Source organism: Pseudomonadota bacterium, from assembly GCA_039815145.1.
In the GTDB taxonomy this organism is placed as follows: Bacteria; Pseudomonadota; Gammaproteobacteria; order Steroidobacterales; family JBCBZW01; genus JBCBZW01.
This window is the reverse complement of the sequence record JBCBZW010000100.1, coordinates 1-18,842: the sequence shown is the minus strand read 5'-3', so window position 1 is coordinate 18,842 and position 18,842 is coordinate 1. Positions and strand designations below refer to the sequence as shown.

At 65.6% G+C, this 18,842-nt stretch carries 19 protein-coding genes; 8 read left to right on the top strand and 11 right to left on the bottom strand.

The features are described 5' to 3' along the window. From AAF184_19085 to nqrF, 5 genes are all read left to right on the top strand, one after another. The coding region (locus tag AAF184_19085) for an NADH:ubiquinone reductase (Na(+)-transporting) subunit B (protein ID MEO0424450.1) at nucleotides 1–1,007 on the top strand (1,007 nt) is incomplete at its 5' end. Further along, nucleotides 1,000–1,812, top strand: coding sequence for a Na(+)-translocating NADH-quinone reductase subunit C (locus tag AAF184_19080; GenBank protein MEO0424449.1), 813 nt, complete (start codon nucleotides 1,000–1,002; stop codon nucleotides 1,810–1,812). The genes AAF184_19085 and AAF184_19080, both read left to right, overlap by 8 nt. Continuing rightward, on the top strand, nucleotides 1,812–2,465 hold the full coding sequence (locus AAF184_19075) for an NADH:ubiquinone reductase (Na(+)-transporting) subunit D (protein MEO0424448.1): 654 nt from the start codon (nucleotides 1,812–1,814) through the stop codon (nucleotides 2,463–2,465). Before AAF184_19080 ends, AAF184_19075 begins: the two co-directional genes overlap by 1 nt. Next, nucleotides 2,465–3,073 (top strand): NADH:ubiquinone reductase (Na(+)-transporting) subunit E, encoded by a 609-nt coding sequence (nqrE, locus tag AAF184_19070; GenBank protein ID MEO0424447.1) that lies wholly within the window; start codon nucleotides 2,465–2,467, stop codon nucleotides 3,071–3,073. The genes AAF184_19075 and nqrE overlap by 1 nt, the downstream gene beginning before the upstream one ends. 12 nt (nucleotides 3,074–3,085) lie before the next feature. After that, nucleotides 3,086–4,306 carry an NADH:ubiquinone reductase (Na(+)-transporting) subunit F gene (gene nqrF / locus AAF184_19065; GenBank protein ID MEO0424446.1) on the top strand — a complete coding sequence of 407 codons (1,221 nt, stop codon included), beginning with the start codon at nucleotides 3,086–3,088 and terminating at the stop codon, nucleotides 4,304–4,306. Nucleotides 4,307–4,342: 36 nt separating this feature from the next. Here nqrF and AAF184_19060 read toward each other — a convergent pair whose 3' ends face one another. The 4 genes from AAF184_19060 to AAF184_19045 all read right to left on the bottom strand — a co-directional run bounded on the left by AAF184_19060 (nucleotide 4,343) and on the right by AAF184_19045 (nucleotide 9,163). Then, complete coding sequence (locus AAF184_19060) at nucleotides 4,343–5,254, bottom strand: DUF2785 domain-containing protein (protein ID MEO0424445.1); 912 nt, start codon at nucleotides 5,252–5,254, stop codon at nucleotides 4,343–4,345. 90 nt (nucleotides 5,255–5,344) lie between these two features. Beyond that, nucleotides 5,345–6,502, bottom strand: coding sequence for an alpha/beta hydrolase-fold protein (locus tag AAF184_19055; protein MEO0424444.1), 1,158 nt, complete (start codon nucleotides 6,500–6,502; stop codon nucleotides 5,345–5,347). A 78-nt stretch (nucleotides 6,503–6,580) separates the two neighbouring features. Next, the gene (locus tag AAF184_19050; GenBank protein ID MEO0424443.1) at nucleotides 6,581–7,408 is read right to left on the bottom strand and encodes an AraC family transcriptional regulator; all 828 of its coding nucleotides are present in this window, start codon (nucleotides 7,406–7,408) and stop codon (nucleotides 6,581–6,583) included. A gap of 21 nt (nucleotides 7,409–7,429) precedes the next feature. Beyond that, on the bottom strand, nucleotides 7,430–9,163 hold the full coding sequence (locus AAF184_19045; GenBank protein MEO0424442.1) for a hypothetical protein: 1,734 nt from the start codon (nucleotides 9,161–9,163) through the stop codon (nucleotides 7,430–7,432). A gap of 578 nt (nucleotides 9,164–9,741) precedes the next feature. Between AAF184_19045 and AAF184_19040 the strand changes: the two genes are divergently transcribed. After that, a complete protein-coding gene (locus tag AAF184_19040) occupies nucleotides 9,742–10,332 on the top strand; it encodes a Slp family lipoprotein (protein ID MEO0424441.1) in 591 nt (196 codons plus the stop codon). 97 nt (nucleotides 10,333–10,429) lie between these two features. Here the strand turns inward: AAF184_19040 and AAF184_19035 are convergent, their stop codons facing one another. The 5 genes from AAF184_19035 to AAF184_19015 all read right to left on the bottom strand — a co-directional run bounded on the left by AAF184_19035 (nucleotide 10,430) and on the right by AAF184_19015 (nucleotide 15,126). Next, the gene (locus AAF184_19035; GenBank protein MEO0424440.1) at nucleotides 10,430–12,742 is read right to left on the bottom strand and encodes a VIT domain-containing protein; all 2,313 of its coding nucleotides are present in this window, start codon (nucleotides 12,740–12,742) and stop codon (nucleotides 10,430–10,432) included. Then, nucleotides 12,739–13,206 (bottom strand): hypothetical protein, encoded by a 468-nt coding sequence (locus AAF184_19030; GenBank protein ID MEO0424439.1) that lies wholly within the window; start codon nucleotides 13,204–13,206, stop codon nucleotides 12,739–12,741. The genes AAF184_19035 and AAF184_19030 overlap by 4 nt, the downstream gene beginning before the upstream one ends. A gap of 2 nt (nucleotides 13,207–13,208) precedes the next feature. After that, entirely contained in the window at nucleotides 13,209–13,631 is a 423-nt protein-coding gene (locus tag AAF184_19025; GenBank protein ID MEO0424438.1) for a hypothetical protein, read from the bottom strand. A gap of 88 nt (nucleotides 13,632–13,719) precedes the next feature. Further along, a complete protein-coding gene (locus AAF184_19020; protein MEO0424437.1) occupies nucleotides 13,720–14,289 on the bottom strand; it encodes a sigma-70 family RNA polymerase sigma factor in 570 nt (189 codons plus the stop codon). Nucleotides 14,290–14,343: 54 nt separating this feature from the next. Beyond that, a complete protein-coding gene (locus AAF184_19015; protein ID MEO0424436.1) occupies nucleotides 14,344–15,126 on the bottom strand; it encodes an SDR family NAD(P)-dependent oxidoreductase in 783 nt (260 codons plus the stop codon). A gap of 86 nt (nucleotides 15,127–15,212) precedes the next feature. On the opposite strand from AAF184_19015, the gene AAF184_19010 reads away from it, so the two are divergent. Both AAF184_19010 and AAF184_19005 read left to right on the top strand, forming a co-directional pair. Continuing rightward, complete coding sequence (locus AAF184_19010) at nucleotides 15,213–15,788, top strand: glutathione S-transferase family protein (protein MEO0424435.1); 576 nt, start codon at nucleotides 15,213–15,215, stop codon at nucleotides 15,786–15,788. A gap of 6 nt (nucleotides 15,789–15,794) precedes the next feature. Continuing rightward, on the top strand, nucleotides 15,795–16,226 hold the full coding sequence (locus AAF184_19005) for a helix-turn-helix domain-containing protein (protein MEO0424434.1): 432 nt from the start codon (nucleotides 15,795–15,797) through the stop codon (nucleotides 16,224–16,226). 42 nt (nucleotides 16,227–16,268) lie between these two features. On the opposite strand, the gene xylA is transcribed toward AAF184_19005, so the two are convergent. Both xylA and xylB read right to left on the bottom strand, forming a co-directional pair. Next, nucleotides 16,269–17,618, bottom strand: coding sequence for a xylose isomerase (gene xylA, locus AAF184_19000; GenBank protein MEO0424433.1), 1,350 nt, complete (start codon nucleotides 17,616–17,618; stop codon nucleotides 16,269–16,271). A 26-nt stretch (nucleotides 17,619–17,644) separates the two neighbouring features. After that, nucleotides 17,645–18,842, bottom strand: a 1,198-nt coding sequence (gene xylB, locus AAF184_18995; GenBank protein MEO0424432.1) for a xylulokinase, incomplete at its 5' end; no start/stop codon positions are given.

Sequence of the window (18,842 nt, the reverse complement as noted above, 5' to 3'; positions counted from 1 at the left end):
TGCCGTGCCTGTTCGTGGGTCTGTACAACGTTGGCCTGCAGGCCAACGGCGCCATCGCCGACTACGGTGCCAGCGGTTGGCGCGCGGGCCTGCTCGAGTGGTTGGGGATCGGCTTCGATCCGCGCAACCCCGTCGTGAACGTCCTTCACGGCCTCCTGTATTTCATCCCGATCTACCTGACCACACTGATCGCCGGCGGCTTGTGGGAAGTGCTGTTCGCCACAGTACGGCGGCACGAGGTAAACGAGGGCTTCATGGTCACCTCCATGCTGTTCGCCCTCACGATGCCGGCCACCGTGCCCCTGTGGCAGGTGGCCCTCGGCATCTCCTTCGGGGTGGTGATCGGCAAGGAGGTGTTCGGCGGCACGGGCAAGAACTTCCTGAACCCGGCACTCACCGGCCGCGCGTTCCTCTACTTCGCCTATCCCGCGCAGCTCTCGGGCGATGCGATCTGGACGCCGGTCGACGGCTTTTCCGGCGCTACGGCCCTCGCCGTCTCGGCGTCGGACGGCGTCGGCGCACTCGCCGCGCAGGGCATCACCTGGATGGACGCCTTCCTCGGCACCATCCAGGGCTGCATCGGCGAGACCTCCGCCCTCGCCTGCTTCGTCGGCCTCGCCTTCCTGCTGTTCACCAAGATTGCCAACTGGCGCCTGATCGTCGGCTGCCTGGCGGGCATGATCGGCTTCTCGACGCTACTCAACCTGATCGGCTCGGACACCAACCCCATGTTCGCGATGCCCTGGCACTGGCATCTCGTAGTGGGCGGCTACGCCTTCGGCCTTGCCTTCATGGTCACCGAGCCCGTCTCCGCATCGCACACCAACCTAGGCCGCTACCTCTACGGCGCCCTCATCGGCTTCATGGTGGTGATGATCCGCGTCATCAATCCGGCCTTCCCCGAGGGCATGATGCTGGCGATTCTCTTCGGTAACGTCTTTGCACCGCTGATCGATCACTTCGTGGTGCAAGCGAACATCGCGCGCAGGGCCAAACGACATGCCTGACGATCCTACGCCGCCGCCCGGACCGATTCGGCGCTTCCTGAACCTACCCGCCGACTCCATCCCGAAGACGATCTTCGTGGCCGTCTCCCTGTGCCTCGCGGCCTCGATGGTGGTGTCTGCCGTGGCCGTGTCCCTGCGCCCGATGCAGGAGCAGAACCGCCTGCGCGACAAGCACGTGAACATCTTGCAGGTGGCCGGTCGCTACGAGCCCGGCGTCGACATCGGTGAGGCCTTCTCCGCCTTCGAGCCGCAGGTGCTGGAGCTCGAGACGGGCCGCTTCACGGACGCCTTCGACCCCACCACCTTCGACGACCGCGCCGCCGCGGACGACCCCGCCACCTCCGTCGCCCTCGACGGCGAAGACCCCGCGTCCATCGGTCGCCTCGCTCGCTACGTCACCGTCTACCTCCTGCGCGACGACGACGGCAACCTCGACAAGGTGATCCTGCCGATCCACGGCTACGGCCTGTGGTCCACGCTGTACGGCTTCATCGCCCTCGAAGAGAACGGCAACGACGTGTACGGCTTACAGTTCTATGAACACGGTGAGACCCCGGGCCTAGGCGCCGAGGTCGACAACCCGCGCTGGAAATCGCTGTGGCAAGGCAAGCGCCTGCGCGACGACGCTGGCGAGCTGCAGATCACCGTAGCCAAGACCCAACCCGCCGCGGGCGCCGACTACCACATCGACGCCCTGTCCGGCGCCACGCTCACCTCGCGCGGCGTCGACAACCTCGTGCGCTTCTGGATGGGCGACCAGGGCTACGCGCCCTTCCTCGCCCAGCTGCAGACGGAGGACATCTGATGGCGCAGACCCGCCGCGAACTGCTCGTCGACCCGATGGTCGACAACAACCCCATCACCCTGCAGGTGCTCGGCATCTGCTCGGCCCTCGCCGTGACCTCCTCGCTGAAGGTGGCCCTGGTGATGTCGATCGCCGTGACCCTGGTCACCGCCTTCTCCTCCATGTTCATCTCGATGCTGCGCAATCACATTCCGAGCTCGATTCGCATCATCGTGCAGATGGTGATCATCGCCTCGCTGGTGATCCTGGTCGATCAGGTGCTGAAGGCCTACGCCTTCGAGGTGTCGAAAACGCTGTCCGTGTTCGTCGGCCTGATCATCACCAACTGCATCGTCATGGGCCGGGCCGAGGCCTTCGCCATGAAGAACCCGCCGATCGCCTCCTTCCTCGACGGCATCGGCAACGGCCTCGGCTACGGCCTGATCCTGATGCTGGTCGGCTTCATCCGCGAGCTCTTCGGCTCCGGCACCCTGTTCGGCATCACCGTGTTCGAAACGGTGAACAACGGCGGTTGGTACGTGCCGAACGGCCTGCTGCTCCTGCCGCCCTCCGCCTTCTTCGTAATTGGCCTGCTGATCTGGGCCGTGCGCTCGTGGAAGCCGGCGCAGGTGGAAGAGCGCGAGTACGAGATCCAGTCCGTCGAGGCCCACTGATGGAAGACCTCCTCTCCCTGGCGGTGAAGGCCATCTTCGTCGAGAACATGGCCCTCTCCTTCTTCCTCGGCATGTGCACCTTCATCGCCGTGTCGAAGAAGATCTCCACCGCCATCGGCCTCGGCATCTCGGTGATGATCGTGCAGGCGATCACCGTGCCCGCCAACAACCTGATCCTGAATCACCTGTTAGCCCCAGGCGCCCTGGCGTGGGCCGGCTTCTCCGAGGTGGACCTCACGTTCCTGGGGCTCATCTCCTACATCGGCGTCATCGCCGCCCTGGTGCAGATCCTGGAGATGGTGCTGGATAAGTACTTCCCGCCCCTCTACAACGCCCTCGGCGTGTTCCTGCCGCTGATCACCGTGAACTGCGCCATCCTCGGCGGCTCCCTGTTCATGGTGGAGCGCGACTACAACTTCGCCGAGTCCGTCACCTACGGCCTGGCCTCTGGCTTCGGCTGGGCCCTCGCCATCACCGCCATGGCCGGCGTGCGCGAGAAGCTCAAGTACTCGGACGTGCCCGACGGCCTCCAGGGCCTCGGCATCACCTTCATCAGCGCCGGGCTCATGGCCCTGGCCTTCATGTCCTTCAGCGGCGTGAAACTCTAGGCGGCGACACCTATGGAAACCTTTACCCTCGGCATGGTGCTGTTCACGCTGATCGTGAGCGCGCTGGTCACCCTGATCCTCGTCGCCCGCTCACGCCTGGTCGCCACGGGCGATGTGAACATCACCATCAACGGCGAGAAGACCATCTCCGTGCCCGCCGGCGGCAAGCTGCTGCAGACCCTCGCCGGCGCCAAGCTGTTCGTGCCCTCGGCCTGCGGCGGCGGCGGCACCTGCGCCCAGTGCCGGGTGAAGATCCACAGCGGCGGCGGCTCGATCCTCCCCACGGAGGCTAGCCACATCACCAAGCGCGAAGCGGCCTGCGGCGATCGCCTCTCCTGCCAGGTGGCCGTGAAGCAGGACATGGAGATCGAAGTCCCCGAGGAAGTGTTCGGGGTGCAGAAGTGGGAATGCGAGGTGGTCTCGAACGAGAACGTCGCCACCTTCATCAAGGCCCTCGTGCTGAGGCTGCCCGAAGGTGAGGACGTGAACTTCCGCGCCGGCGGCTACATCCAGATCGCCGCCCCGCCCCACCACGTGCGCTACGAGGACTTCGCCGTGGGCGAGGAGTACCGCGAGGACTGGGACCGCTTCAGCCTCTGGCAGTACGAGTCCGTGGTGAACGAGCCCATCGAGCGCGCCTACTCCATGGCCAACTACCCCGAAGAGCGGGGGATGATCATGCTCAACGTGCGCATCGCCACGCCGCCGCCCGGCAGCGAGGGGATTCCGCCGGGGAAGATGTCCTCGTTCATCTTCAACCTGAAGCCCGGCGACAAGGTCACGATCTCTGGACCGTTCGGCGAGTTCTTCGCCCGCGACACGAAGAAGGAGATGGTGTTCGTCGGCGGCGGCGCGGGGATGGCGCCGATGCGCAGTCACATCTTCGATCAGCTCAAGCGCCTGCACAGCGATCGCAAGATCAGCTTCTGGTACGGCGCCCGCTCCAAGCGGGAGATGTTCTTCGTCGAGGACTTCGATGGGTTGGCGCAAGGCAATCCGAACTTCGACTGGCACGTCGCCCTGTCAGATGCGCTGCCCGAGGATGAGTGGGAGGGCTACACGGGGTTCATCCACAACGTGTTGTTCGAGGAGTATCTGAAGGACCACCCGGCGCCTGAGGATTGCGAGTACTACATGTGTGGGCCGCCGATCATGAACAAGTCGGTAATCAACATGCTGCTCGATCTGGGGGTGGATCGGGAGGACATCATGTTAGATGACTTCGGCGGTTAGCTGTCGCGCTCGATCCGCGTAACCCCTTTTCCGCGATCAACCGCCTAGGCGACGCAACAGGGCCAGCGCCCCGTCCGCAAGCGGCGCCAGCGCCTCTCGATCGCTGCTTTTCGCGGTAGTGTAGATCTCCAGCAGGAACCGACGCAGGTTGTGCCGCGCCGACAAGCCGTCCACGGTGGTCTCGGTGCCTTCGAAGATCGCGACATGCTGCTGCGCCAGCGCCTCGAACCAGTCTCCCCACGGCGGTGCGACAGACGCCTCGCGCAGTGCCATGTAGAGGATAGGACGCGCGAGTCGCTGCGACTCGCCGTTCACGTAGGCGACGCCAGGCGCGATCTGCGCCGCCACCGCCTCGCGCAACAGCGCCAGTTGCTCCGCATCCGTTCTGTCGTTCAATACCAGCTGCAGGGCGAAGTCGCTGCCGTGGGCGACCGCGTGTCGCCAGCCGACGTCCGGGTCGTACCCACGATAGTCCGTGACCTGACTTAGCTGTGCGGAGGCCACCGCGACCAGCTCAGAGAACTCCTCATCGCTCAGAAAGGGCTCCAAGCGATCGACCCTCGCCAGCTCTGACAGACCGAGGATCGCGAAGGAACGTCGAACGCCGACTGGGTCTGGCTTGTCCAGGCGTGCAGTGAACACAGCGATCAGTCGTCGAACGGTGGCTGGATCCGCACTTCCGCGGCGGAGGATGGCGGACAGCCCCGTAAACCCGATCTCGTCGCGCAGGAACGGGTCGACCTCTCCCATAAGACCCGCAAGCTGCATGAGGCTGCCCTTGGGATCGTCCGTCTGGAAGGCCGCGTCCCGCCAGGCCTCGAGCTCCGCCCTGTCGGGCATCGTCTCGGCACTCGACGGGGCGTTCGCCAGCCCGAGCGCGCACGCCACCAGTAGCGCTGCTCGCCAAGCGCCCATTCTCCCAACTAAGCGAATCGGATCATTTAGCACGTTAGGTCTCCTCTGCCATGCGCTAGGCGGCTCACCTAACGCTGACTGCTATGCAAGCCACACCAAGCTGCGGCCACTACGGGGCTCCCACTACACTTCCTCCTGCAGATGGCGCAAACGCCGCCGCACGGGGAAGGCACGGTAATCTGGAGCACCCGCGGTGCGCAGCTGGGCCAGCGCCCGTTGCCACGCCTGCTCCGCCTCCCGCCGCCGCCCCTGCGCGAGATACACATCCCCCTGGGCAATCAGGAGCTCCGATTGCTGCGGATGCGCTTCGATCGCCTGACTCAACACGGTCAGGGCCTCCTCGGGTTTGCCTTCGGCGCTCAACTGATACGCCGCGATCATCAAATCCCAGGCGTGCGGGAGGAAGCGCCAATCGAGCCGTTCGCGCTCAGCGGCAAACCACGCACGGATGGCCGCAGGCCCACGGGTGGCAGCGTCCAACACAGCCGCCTGTTGATCCCACACGGGGTAGAGGGCCGTGAAGGCGCGGTCAATGGCCACCGGTACGGCGCTCATGTGATCAGTCTTGGGAATCACTTCGAATCGCCAATCCAACTCCGCAGGCGCCCTCGCCTGCAGCAACCGCGCGAACGCCTCACCGTCCGGCACCGTGGCACCACCGTCGCGTTCGGCGACTGCCATGTAGAGCCAAGCTCGCAGCCGTGCCGGCTTCGCAAAACGTTGCTCTGCGCGTTCGAACAGCACGCGATCCGCCACCCAGGTAGAGGTGCCGATAGCCACGTAGGCGTCGAACAGCGTCTCGTCGGTGAGCAGCACGTTGAGGGCGTTCACGCCGCCGAAGGAATGCCCTAGGAGGATGCGCGCCAAGGCGCCGCCGGTCTGCGCCTCGACGTGTGGCAGGAGTTCGTCGCGCAGGAAGGTGGCGAAACGATCGGCGCCGCCGGTGCCGGCGAAGTTTGGATCCGCGCGCGGCACGAAGTCACGGTTACGGTTCGTATTGACCACGCCGACGACGACCATCTTCGGCAGACGCGGCCAGTCCCCGGACAGATGGCTCAGGTAGCTGTCCACCAGGGGGAACTGAGACTTCGCATCCGTGACGACGACGATCGGCATCGAGCCATCGCGCACATAGCCCTCGGGCACGTGCAAGTAGATCGAGCGTTGCTCGCCCAGCACGGCCGACCAAAGGGACTGTTCCTCGACTTGGGGGAACGGCCCGTGCTGAGACTCCGGTATCGTCTGGCAGGCCACGAGCATCAGCACACTGAACAAGATCATGTATCGCATGGCCTCACGCTAACGAGAGGCACCCTCGGGGTCTTGTAGAATCCTGAACTGCCGTGCCACCGCGCCCATCTAGCGGTCGAAGTGCTGGCGGTACGCGCCGATCGTCAGTCCCGTGCGATCCCGAAACGTACGGGCCAGGTGCGGTTGATCGTAGAACCCGCTGGCGATGGCAATCTCATTGAGCGCTGTCTCACCTCGAAACACCGCATGCTTGGCGAGCTCGACCCGACTGCTGATGAGGTAGTCGTGAGGGGCGCAGCCGAAGCAGGCGCGAAAGCGTCGCGAAAAGTAGCTCTGACTCACGCCTGCCGTCGCCGCGAGATCTGCGAGTCGAACCGACGCCGCGGCCGTGCCGTGCATGGGCGCGAGCACCTGCGCCAAGGTTGAGCGGCCGATACGGGCGCAGGGCTCGCCGAGCGGCGCGGACGCCTGCCGCGCCAGCGCGTCGCAAATCCCTGCAATGAGCGACTCCAAGCGCAGCCGAGCGACTTGATCGCGCCCCTGAACCTCTTCGTACAGCGCAGCGGCGAGCGTCTGAAGGCCGGGATCAGGGTGGGGATCGTGGCGCAGTGGATGAACGACGGTGCCGTCGCTCGCGCGCACCCTCTGCGGATCCAGGTGCAGGTGCAGGGCCTCGCACGGGCCAAGCCAATCGATCACTTCGCCGGCACCGGCAGGGTAGACGCCCACGTGCCTACGGGCTTGTCGTACGTCCGTCCCGGACGCCCCGCCCTGTCGCCGGACGCTGGTGGCCCTAGGGTAGAAGCTCACCACGTGCCAGCGGCGGTAGGGAAGCGACAGGCGACACCCGGCGGAACGCTGGATCTCGACGCTGAACCCCTCGCCCATGGCCGCGCGGGCCGTCAACAGGCCCGTCTTCTCGAAGCGTCTTGGCATCTCAGGTGGCGAGCTTGCGGCTCAGGGCGCCGGCGCCGGACGCGGTCGCCCAAAGACCACGTAGGCGCCACCGCCGGCCGGGTTCAAGAAACGGTTGGAGTGCGGGGCACCGAGCAGGATGTCATCGTAGCCATCGCCGTTCAGATCACCCGCCGAGGAGACCGCCTCGCCCATGCGTCCCGGGTTTTCCGTGAGGCTGAGCGACTCGCCGCGGAAGACGATGCCTTCGCTCCCGTCGCCGCCGTTGGCCACGCGCAAATCCGTGAGATCGAGCTGGGCCGGGAAGCCATCGGAGCGACCGTAGAGCAGGTACGTGACCCCTTCGGCGATAACGCCATCGCGCTGCTCGCCGTTGGCGTCGATGTCCGGGTGACCGATGAGTAGGTCATCGATACCGTCCCCGTCGAAGTCGCCGGCACTCGCCACTCGATCCCTGGCGAACCCCTGCGGATTGGAGACTTCGGCGCGCAGGAAGAATCCGTCGGTGCCATCGCCACCAAGCGCCGGTCTCAGGCGATCCAAGCGCACCCGCGCCGGCCGCGGTGCGGAGCTGCCGTACAGCACGACGGCCTCGCGCGCACCGGTGGTGTCGATACCGATCGGGACCAGATCGACCACCATGTCGCTGCGGCCATCGCCGTTGAGGTCGCCCGCCCCTTGCACGCGCGAGACACCCTGGGGGCGCTCGACCGTCACCACGAACCCCGCCCTGCCATTACCGCCGTTCTCGGGTAACAGGTTGGCGAGATCGATCACCGGCGGGAAGGCCGTGTTGCGCCCGTACAGGACGAAGGGCGTTAGCAGGAGATCGGGAAGACCGTCCGCATTGATGTCAGCGCAGCCGATCTCATTGCCGATGTCGCCGGCGAAGTCGGCCGGTGCCGCGCCCTTCACCACGAAGCCCGCACTGCCATCGCCGCCCGCCTGGGGAAGGAGCGAGGCGAGGCTCACCGCAGGCGGAAAGTCCGTGCTTCCGTAGACCACGTAGACGACGCCGGCGGAGTTGCGCCCGTCTGGGTCCGCGCCGCTGGCGCCGATGAGCATGTCATCGAGGCCGTCCCCATTGAGATCGCAGGCGCCGGCCACATCCTCCCCCGTGCTGTCGTCGTCGTTGACGCCGAGGAATCGCGCGCCCGAGCCGGGGTTCTCCGCCACGTCGTCCAGCGTGATGATCGAGCGAGGATTGGACCGACCGAACAGCAGGTAGGCGGAGCCGGCGCCGACGAAGTTGCGTGCGCCGATCAACACGTCCGCGAAACCGTCGCCGTTCACGTCCCCTACGCGCTGGGATTCGCCGGCGTAGTTGATCCGTTGGCGGGTGCGTAGCAGCACGCCGTTACCGGGGTCGTCGGGCAGGCGCACCAGCGGATCGAAGCCGTCCGCGCGGCCGAAGATCAGAAACCCGCGGCCGGCGGGCGCCCCGTAGTTGCCGAGATTGGTGGTGTCGCCGATGTAGATGTCGTCGAACCCATCGCCGTTGAAATCACCGATGTTGGTGACCGAGATGCCGATGGCGTCATAGCCGTCGTCGCTCGGAAACTCGGGGTCGCGATCGCCGTCATAGACCACGCCGTTGCTGCCATCGCCGCCGAAGTCCGGGCGAAGCGCGGTAAGGGGTGCCTCCACGGGCAAGGGGTCTAGCGCCATTGCGCTGGTGCAGCATAAAGCGAGCCCCAAGGGCAGGGTCGGGGCGAGATGACGCTTTGCACGCGTAGCGCGGCGCACCGCACGTTCCAGGCCGAAGGTCGCTTCCATGCTCTGTGTCTCCCCTGCTCACGTGGCGCCAGCTGATCATCTCTTGGAGCGCCTGGCTGACCAAGAGTTCACCCAACCGAAACCCTGAGTCTATATGCACCACTCGGAAGAAGCGGCGGGCGACCCAACTACCGAGGGAGTGCGAGCAGTTCAACTTGGACGCGGTGGACGGCAGCGCACAAGAGCAGTGCACCGCGCCGAGCGGCCTTGGGGCCCTCCCGCCTGCTAAGCGGCGAGGCCGACCTGCGCGTGGGGGAGATTCCCCAGCACGGGCGGCAGGCGAGACTCATCAGTCGCAACACCGAACTACTTGCAGCCAGTCACGCCGGCCCCTCGCGCCTCGCGTGGCCCAGAGAACGCCTGTCACTGCTTCGTGATCCACACTAGTTACCGAATACATCTATTCGCCACCAAGAATCGACCCTCGTAGGTCACTTTGACATGATCTAGGGACCGCAGAGCCACCGCATCGAGATTCGCGAATACCGGCCGCCGTGAGGGAAACGTGAGGAATTCCAGGGAACGCGCCCGCAGATCCCAGCTCCAAGATCCTGTAACGATATGGAAGGAGCTGAACGATGAAGTACGCCATGGTGGCGAGTGCAATGCTGTTGACCAACCTTACGGTACCGCTCGCCTCCCATGCGATGGCCACCGATGTGGACACGCAGGTGACGACCCCTATGAGCTTCGATGAGCCATACGCTGGCAACGTCGATGCCGTGGGCAACGACGTGCGCTGGGGCGGTGTGGTCTCGCGCGTGCGTTGGCAGGGCGACGCGGCCCTACTGTTGGTTGAGGAACGGGTATTGAAGCGCAACGGCAAGCCGACCGCACGCTCGACTGGCAAGGCCTTCGTGGTGGAGCTTAGCGATGTCGAACGACCGGGGCGCATCGCCGTCGGTCGCCGCTTCACAGCCAGTGGCACGGTCACGCGCGCCGAGGACGTCAAGGTGGATGGCGAGGTCATCGCCCTGCCGGTGGTGTCCGGCTCTGACTGGCGCTCTTGGCGTGCAGCGCCCACCGCCGTGTCGTCCGGCCAACGTCGCGTTGCGTTCGCCCCGGGGTTCGGGCCTTACTACCGTGGCATCGGCTTCCGGCGCTTCGGTCGCGCTGGCTTCCGCGGCGGGTTCTATCCTTACGGCTTTCGTAGCCGCTTCATCTACTAGAGCCACTCCCCGTGAGCTGCCGGCCCTAGAGCCGGCAGCTCCTCGAGTGCGCCATCGGCAGTAGGCTCCTCGAGTGCGCCATCGGCAGTAGGCCCCTTCAGGGGCTGCTCAGGGCGCGCACGGCATCCTCGACCACCGTCGTCTCGTATGCCACACCGGCAGGCACGGCCACGGGTTGTTGCACGGTCACCCCGTAGCTGCCCGCCGTGCGCTGCGCCCCGTCGACGGCGACGAAGGACGTGTGGCCCGACACCAGTCCGTGCACAAGCGCAGTGGTGCGTATCTGTGCGGCCAGCGACTCCCGTTCACCCGGCGTGGACGCCTGGCGGTCCTTCAGATCTGCGATCCGACGCCTCGCCCACACGCGCGCCACTGCCTCGTGGTAGCGCGCCGCGGGCGACGCGTCGATCCGTACCGCCCCCTGCTCCCCAGCGATATCGCCATGGATACGAATCGGTGAGACTGACCCGCGGTAGCGGCCTGTGAGCACGACGGGACGACCGACGAAGAGATCGGGGATCGTCGATGGGTACACCTCGCTGACGTCCATGTCCCCCCAGTCGACGCGCACGTTCATCAGGGCCGGGTGACTGATCCGCTCCATGTACAGATCCATCACCGGCAGGCTCTCGTCGTTCAGACCGATGAAGGCGGCCGCGCCGCGCCCTGCGGCAGCCATACGTTCCATCAGGTAGCGGTTGGGTGATGCACCAATGCCGACGCTGAAGATCCGCGCGTCGCCCAAACGTTCGTGCACGGCGGTGAGGATCTCCTGCTCGTTGCCGATGTAGCCGTCGGTCAGAAACGTGACGACGCGCAGCCGTCGCCGATCGTGGGGGAAGTCCAACGCGGCCTTGATGCCCTCGATCATCTGCGTACCGCCAGCGCCGTTGAGGCGCGCAAGGTAGGCCCGGGCCCGTTGCAGGTTCTGCGGGGTCACCCGCAGGGGCTTGCCACCGAGCGTGCTGGAGTTGTTCGAGAACTGGATGATCTGAAAGGTGTCCGTGGGACGCAGCAGATCGAGGGCACGATCCACCGCTTGCTTCGCGCGATCCAGGGCCCAACCCTTCATGGAGCCGGAACAGTCGAGGACGAACACCATCTCCATCGGCGCGCGCTCGAGTCGCTCGGTGACCGCCGGTGGGGTGAGCATCAGCGTAAAGTAGCCGCCCTCCTCCTCTTCTCCCGGCACGCGATCTGTGAAGAGCGTGGCCCCTACCGCATCACCCGCGAGGCGGTAACGCAGGACGAAGTCTCGATTGACGAGCGTGTCCACGGTCGCGAGACGCACCTGCGCCGTGCTGAGGTCGTCGCCGTAGTCGACGTTGACGGGATGGGTGTTCGAGTGGATCTCCTCCACCGTGAGCCCCGCATCGATGTCCACCCGCAGGTCGAGGTCGTGGCCGGAACGCTGGCCGGGCCGCAGGTAGCGCACCTCTTTGCCCGAAGCGCTCGGCGGCGCGTCCGCGCCCACGGCGACGAGGGGGTCGGGCGTGCCGGGGGGATTGAAGCGGGGGCCGACGGTGGTGGGGAAGACGAAGCGATACCAACCGTCGCTGTAGGTGAGCGTGTGGAAATAGCGGATGTCGATGTCGATCGCCTCGCCCGGCTCGATATTGCCGACCCGCTGCTCGAAGACGTTAGGCCGACGCTGACTGAGCAACGAGGCGCGATGGCCCTGGGCCTTGGCTTGGGCGTAGAGTCGCTCCGCCTCACGCCGCTCGCGCAGGACGCCGCGGATCTGACGTTCGCCGATGCGCATGACGAAGTCCGTGATCGCCGCGTCCTCGGGCAAGGGGAATACGTAGGCTGCCTCGATCTTGACGTCGAAGGGGTTGGCGAAGCGCTGGGTGACGTCGACGGCGCTGATGTAGCCCGTGATGGCCGCGCGTGCACTGGTGTGCTCCAGGGGGAAGGGCCGCCGCGAATCGGCTGTCCCCTGGATGTTGGTCGCGATCAAGGCGCCGCTGCCCGGTGCGTCGTCGCGCGCGGCCGAGGATGCGGACTCGGCGCGGGCGATGTACCAGATCTCGTCATCCGCAGAAGCGCTCACCTGCCAGGGTCCGGTGCTTGTCTCTTGCTCGACGGGCGGCGCGATCGCTGCGGGCGATGGTGTTGGCTGCGGCGGGCGGCGGCGAGCTCGCGGTAGGGATCGCGAATCGGTTTTGAAGCCAGCTCCCCGTTTCTCCACCCGGCTACCGATCGTGACCACCTCCTCGTCGACGGCCCCACCGCTGTTCGCTGAGCCTTGGCCCGGCACCACAGCCACGTACCCATCATCTTCGACAACGACTTCTTCGTTCGCGTTCGCATTCGGCGGACCCTCCGGCGCCGCGTAGTGGCTGCAGGCTTGCACCAGGCAGGCGAGCACCGCCAAGGTAGTCAGGCGAGTGGTGGTGTTGATCTTCATGGTCGCTCCGTCGAGGGTCGCAAAGTGATGTCTGCCGGTATCGCACGGCCAGACGAATCGCCGGCCACGATCTGAATTAGCTGGTAGTCGGGGCGCAGGCTGCCGGTCAGTTGCACGTGCACGGTGGCGACGCGCGTCGCGCCGGTGGGCAAGTCCACGTCGTCACGCAAACTGTAGGCCGCCACGATGATGCGATCGGCGCGACCGCGCGCGACGGCGTCGCGGTCGAAGTAGGGGGCAGTCGCGTAAGCGGGATGCTCCCCGCCCTCGACGCCCACCACACGCATCGCCGCGCTGCGTTCGGTGAGTTCGAACTGCCATGCCGCCAAGGGAACGCCGTGGCTGTCGATCAGCACGTCCACGGCCTCGAAGCGGACGTTCTCGGTGGCCGCGAAAGGCTGCGCGAGCAGCGGGTCGGTCAGGACCACCAGTGCGACGATCAGCGGCAGTAGGTAAGCGCGCATCATCAGCTCCCCGTCGCCTCACTCGCACCGGGTTCGAGTCGCACGAGGGTTTCCAGCATCGCCTCCAGGTCACCGCCTTCGCTCACGTCAGCGGCGTCTTCCAACGCCTTCGCCGCGATCAGCACATCGAGAATCGAGGGGGACGCCATCGGCGCTGGCGGCGCTGGCGGCGCTGGGCGGCGCACCGCTGGCGCCAACACCACGCCCATGAGCACCACCGAAGCCGCGAGGGCGGCGATGCCGTACCGGCGTCTGCGCCCCGCGTTGGCCTTATCACGTGCAGCGAAGTGCGCCCGCGCCGCCTGCGCCAGGGCATCGTCCACGGCACGGGGCACGAGCACGGTCGGCGCCGAGTCTCGACGCAGCGCGTCGCGCAGGGCCGGGGGGATTTCCTCGGCGTTGTCAGGCGGGTTGGTATCGTTCATGGGCGTGTCTCATAGGTTCAACGGTGGAGCCGCGGAAAAGGTTCACGGCCGGCCCAAATCGATCGGTGCCGCCGGTAAGCCTCTGAAGTTACGGGTCGTTTCGATCGAAGAAGGCGCGGGTGACGGGATCGTCACGCAGCGCTTTGACGGCGAGGTGGATACGGGATTTGACCGTGCCGAGGGGGATGGCGAGGGCCGCGGCGATGTCCTGCAGGCTGAAGTCTTCGACGAACCGCAGCACCAGCACCTCACGCCGCTCTTCGGGCAAGCGCGCGAGCACTTCGTGCAGATCGGCCGCGCGCTCCTCCGGCGCGACCTGCTCGACAGCAGTGTCGAGGGGCTCGGCCGACGTCGGCGGATCGAAGCGCCGCCGGGCGTCTACCGCTTTGCTGCGCGCTACCGGGTAGAGCAGCGTGGTGAGCTTGGCGGTCAGCGTGATGCCTGGCCCGTCCGGCGGGAAGCGGCCGAGCAGCCACATAAACGTGTCTTGCATCGCGTCCAGCGCGAGCTGGTGATCCCCCGCGTAGCGAAGGGCAACGCGGAGGACGAATTGCCGATGGCGCCGGTAGAGCTCGTCGAAGGCGGCCACGGCGCGTGCAGCATTCGCGCCGTTGCAGAGATCGATCAAGTGTTGGTCCGTGTTCTCCACGTGCGCCATCGTTGCCCTGACTCGTCAGGGATCAGTGTACCCCCCACGGCCGACGACCGGCGCTCAGCCCATCGGCGCGACCTCCTCCTTCGGCGTGCGTTCGGGGTTCATCTTGTTGAACACCAACTGCGGAGCGAGTCGGCGCATCCGGCTGACGAGTTTCGCATCACCCACCAGGATGTCCCGGCCCGGTTGCTGGGCCAGGCGCGCCAGCACATGCGTGCTGAACTCGGGCAGTGACCACAGCTTCATGCCCTCGACATCGGGGTTGTTCACATTCATCTGGGTGTTCACCGCCGGCGGGTTCAGCTCAATCACGGAGACTCCCGTGTCGCGCAGCTGGTGACGCAGGGACTTGGTGAAGGACTGCAGGGCAGCCTTAGAAGCAGAATAGGTGGGCGCGGCTGCCAGGGGGATGAAGGCGGCGGGCGAAGTCACGTTGACGATGGTGCCCCGCCCCCGATCGAGGAAATGCGGGAGCAATGCGTGGGTTACGCGCAGGGCGCCCATGAGGTTGATGTCCAGCTCCTCGAGCCAGTCCTCCATCGTGACCGAGCGGTCCGCCAGCTGGTAGCGCTTGAAGATCGCGGCGTTGTTGATCAGCACATCGGGAGGACCGTAGGCCTCCACCGCCGCATCACGCAGGGCGAGCACGCTCTGTGCGTCGCGCACATCGCAGCGCAGGGCCTTGATCCTCCCCGTCACCGCCTGCAACGCCTCAAGTCGGTCACTGTCGCGCCCACACACCACCACCCGCGCCCCCTGTTTGACCAGGTCCAGGGCCATCGTGTATCCGATGCCCGCCGTGCCGCCGGTGATCAGAAATCGAGTCCCGGAGAAATCCATCGCAGCACCTCTTTCACTTGCGATTCACAACCAAGTTCACGATACTCACCTTAGTTGCATTTCACAAGCTACCTTAGGAGCGCGCGATGAGCACTCTTGCCGATTTCACCCTCTACCACTCGCCTGGGTCGCGTTCCGGTCGTACCAAGATGATGCTGGATCTTCTGGCGCTGCCCTACACGCTCGTCCCGATGGACATGCGAGCGGGGGAACACAAGGACGCGGCCTACCTCGCGATCAACCCCTACGGTGTCGTTCCCACGCTGAAGCACGGGTCACGGGTGATTCTGGAATCGGCTGCGCAGGTGATGTACCTCGCAGAAGCAGACCCCACCCGTGCCCTGGCACCCCCTGTCGGGACGCCCGAACGGGCGACCTACTACGAGATGTTCGTGCTCGCCCCTTCCGTGATAGAGCCCACCGTGGGCCACGCCTGGCGTCACCCTGACGCACCGGAATCCGCGAAAGCCATCCATCGGGCCCTGTCGCTCTACGACCAGCGCTTCACCGGCCCCTACTTCCTGGGCACCGCGATGACAGCCCTCGACGTGTTCCTGCACTGGGGGCTGCGCTTCTTCCCCGAGGACGTCCTGGAGGAGTTCTCACGCATCGCGAGGTATCGTAGGCACATGGACCAGCAACTCGACTGGTCGACTTACTGAGTCCAGATGACCGACACCAGCAAACCGCCCCGCTCGAGCTGCCCCATCAACCACGCGATCGAAATCCTCGGCGACAAGTGGACCTTGCTGGTGGTGCGCGACATGGTGTTCAACCACAAGCGCAGCTTCTCCGAGCTGAAGGCAATGCCGGAAGGCATCGCCACCAACATCCTGTCGGAACGGCTGGTGCGACTGCAGCGCGCGGGTGTCATCGTGCGCCTCGCCGATCCGGTGGATGGTCGTCGGGCGGAGTACGAACTGACCAAGCATGGGCGGCGCCTGGTGCCCGTGCTGCTGGAACTCATGGTGTGGAGTGGTCGTCACTCGTCAGAAGTGGACGTGCCCATGGCGTTGGTAAGACGGATCGAAAAGGACCGTGAGGGCGCAGCGCAGGAGGTGTTGGAACGCCTTCGCGCCGCGGAACGCGCCAAAGGGTAAGCGGTAGCCGGCGTCCGCCCGCGACTGTAGCGAAGACTCCGCTCAGCCGGCGCCGCGGGCGATGTGGTCATTGATCAAGTTCTCGAACAGTTCCTGCTTGCCACTGAGCTGCTCAGGCTCGCCGTACGCGACGGCGAGTTCGCGCAGCTCGCTGAACCCCAGCTCGCCGTTCTCGAAGCGCTTGCCCTCGCCTGAGTCGAAGCTCGCGTAGCGACCATCGCGCAACTGACGGGATCGCGGATCATCGAGAATCCGATCGGCGATCACCAACCCGCGGGCGAACGCATCCATCCCGCCGATGTGAGCGAGGAACAGATCCTCGAGGTCCGTCGACTCCCTGCGCACCTTCGCGTCGAAGTTCAGTCCGCCGCGGCCGAGACCGCCCGCTTCCAGCACCACCATCATGGCGTGCACGCAGTCGTAGATATCGCCTGGGAATTGATCCGTGTCCCATCCGTTCTGCGGATCACCGCGGTTGGCGTCGATCGATCCGAGCAGGCCGGCGTCCGCGCTCATGCGCAGATCGTGGGCGAAGGTGTGCCCGGCCAGCGTGGCGTGGTTGGCCTCGATGTTGAGCTTGAAGTCGCCGGCCAATCCATGGTGGCGAAGAAAACCGATCACCGTTTGCGCGTCGAAGTCGTACTGGTGCTTCATCGGCTCCATCGGCTTGGGCTCGATCAGGAAGGTGCCCTCGAAGCCATTGGCACGCGCGTACTCCCGCGCCTTGTCCAGGAAGATCGCGAAGTGTTCCAGCTCGCGCTTGGTATCCGTGTTCTGCAGGTACGCGTAGCCCTCGCGGCCGCCCCAGAACACATAGTTATCGCCGCCGAGGGCGATCGTGGCGTCGATCGCCGCCTTCACCTGGGCGGCGACATAGGCCACCACCTCGAAGTTGGGATTGGTCGCGGCGCCGTTCATGTAGCGGGGATTGGAGAAGGCGTTGGCGGTTCCCCACAGCAAGCGCATCCCGGTCTCGCTCTGGCGTTCCTTGGCCAGCTCCACCACGTACTGGAGGTTGCGCTCGGACTCGACGATGCTCGCGCCCTCCCAGGCGATATCGAAATCGTGGAAGCACCAATAGGGCACGTTCAGCTTGCTGAAGAACTCAAAGGCGGCGTTGAGGCGTTCAGTGGCGCTCGCCCGAGGGTCACCCTCCACCACCCACGGGTAGCGTCGCGTGCCGGGGCCGAAGGGGTCGGCGCCGTTGCCGCAGAAGGAATGCCAGTAGCAGACCGCGAATCGCAGATGCTCCTCCATCGACTTGCCGCGCACGATCCGGGTGGGGTCATAGGCCTTGAACGCTAGCGGGTTGTCCGAGTCCGGGCCCTCGAACTTGATCTGTTCGATGGCAGGAAAGTAGCTCGTATCACCGGTGAAGACGGTTCGACTCATAAGATCACCTCTAGCGCTCGCAGTGCTCATCCGTAGAGCTCCGCGACTCTCTGTGCAGCATGTTGATATTCACGATAGGTATCGTTGTAGAAGTTGACTGCGGACGCGTTGGGTTCGCGCCGTGCTTGGTCGTTCCACTCGAGGTGGGTCGCAATCAACTCTCCGATGTGTGTGTCGGGCCCTTCGAGCATGGCCAAGGCCTGCAGTGCGGCGCCGAAGGCAGCGCCCTCGCTGTGATTGACCATCGTGACGGGGGCAGCGCAGATGTCGGCCACCATCTGACGCCAGGCGGGACTGTTGGCACCGCCGCCCGTGAGCACGATCTGTTCGGCCGAAACGCCCTGCACGGCCAGCTCCTCCAAACCGAAGCGCAAGGCGAAGGTCGCCCCCTCGACGGCCGAGCGTACGAGGTTTTCGGGTCGGCAGTTGCGCGCGTCCAAGCCGGTCACACAGCCCTTGGCATTTGGCAGGTTAGGCGTGCGCTCCCCGTTGAAATAGGGCACGGTCACGACGCCGCTGGCGCCCGGAGAGGAGCTGTCCAGGAGATCGTCGAGGTTTCGCGGGTCGCTGCCGATGAGTTCGCTCATGAGCTTGGTGCTCACGGTACAGTTCATCGTGCACAGCAGGGGTAACCAACCGCCGGTGGATGAACAGAACGCCGCGATATTGCCCTTCGGATCCACCACGGGGGTGGGTGAGTACGCGAATACCGTGCCCGAGGTGCCAAGGCTCATCGTGACCACGCCGGCCTCGACGTTGCCGGTGCCGATGGCGCTCATCATGTTGTCGCCCCCGCCGAGCGACACCGGTACACCGGCAGGAAGTCCCAATTCCTGCGCTATCGCGGGCAATAGCGTGCCGATGGGCGCATTGGCGACGGCGACCTCGGGCAGACACTCCGCCAGATCCCGATCGGGGTCCACCGCCGCGAGCATCTTGCTCGACCAGCGGCGCGTGTGGACATCGAGGAAGCCCGTGCCGGAGGCATCCCCCGCCTCCATGCAGCGCTCACCCGTCAGGTAGAAGTTGAGGTAGTCGTGGGGCAGCAGGATACTGCGCATCTTCGCGTACAGCCCCGGGTGCTGATCGCGAAACCACCGCACCTTCGAGGCGGTGTAGCCGGGCAAGATGGCGTTACCGAGCTCGTCGATACAGGCCTGCTTGCCACCGAAGGCCTCCATGATGCGTTCGCATTGCTCACCCGTGGAGGTGTCACACCACAGT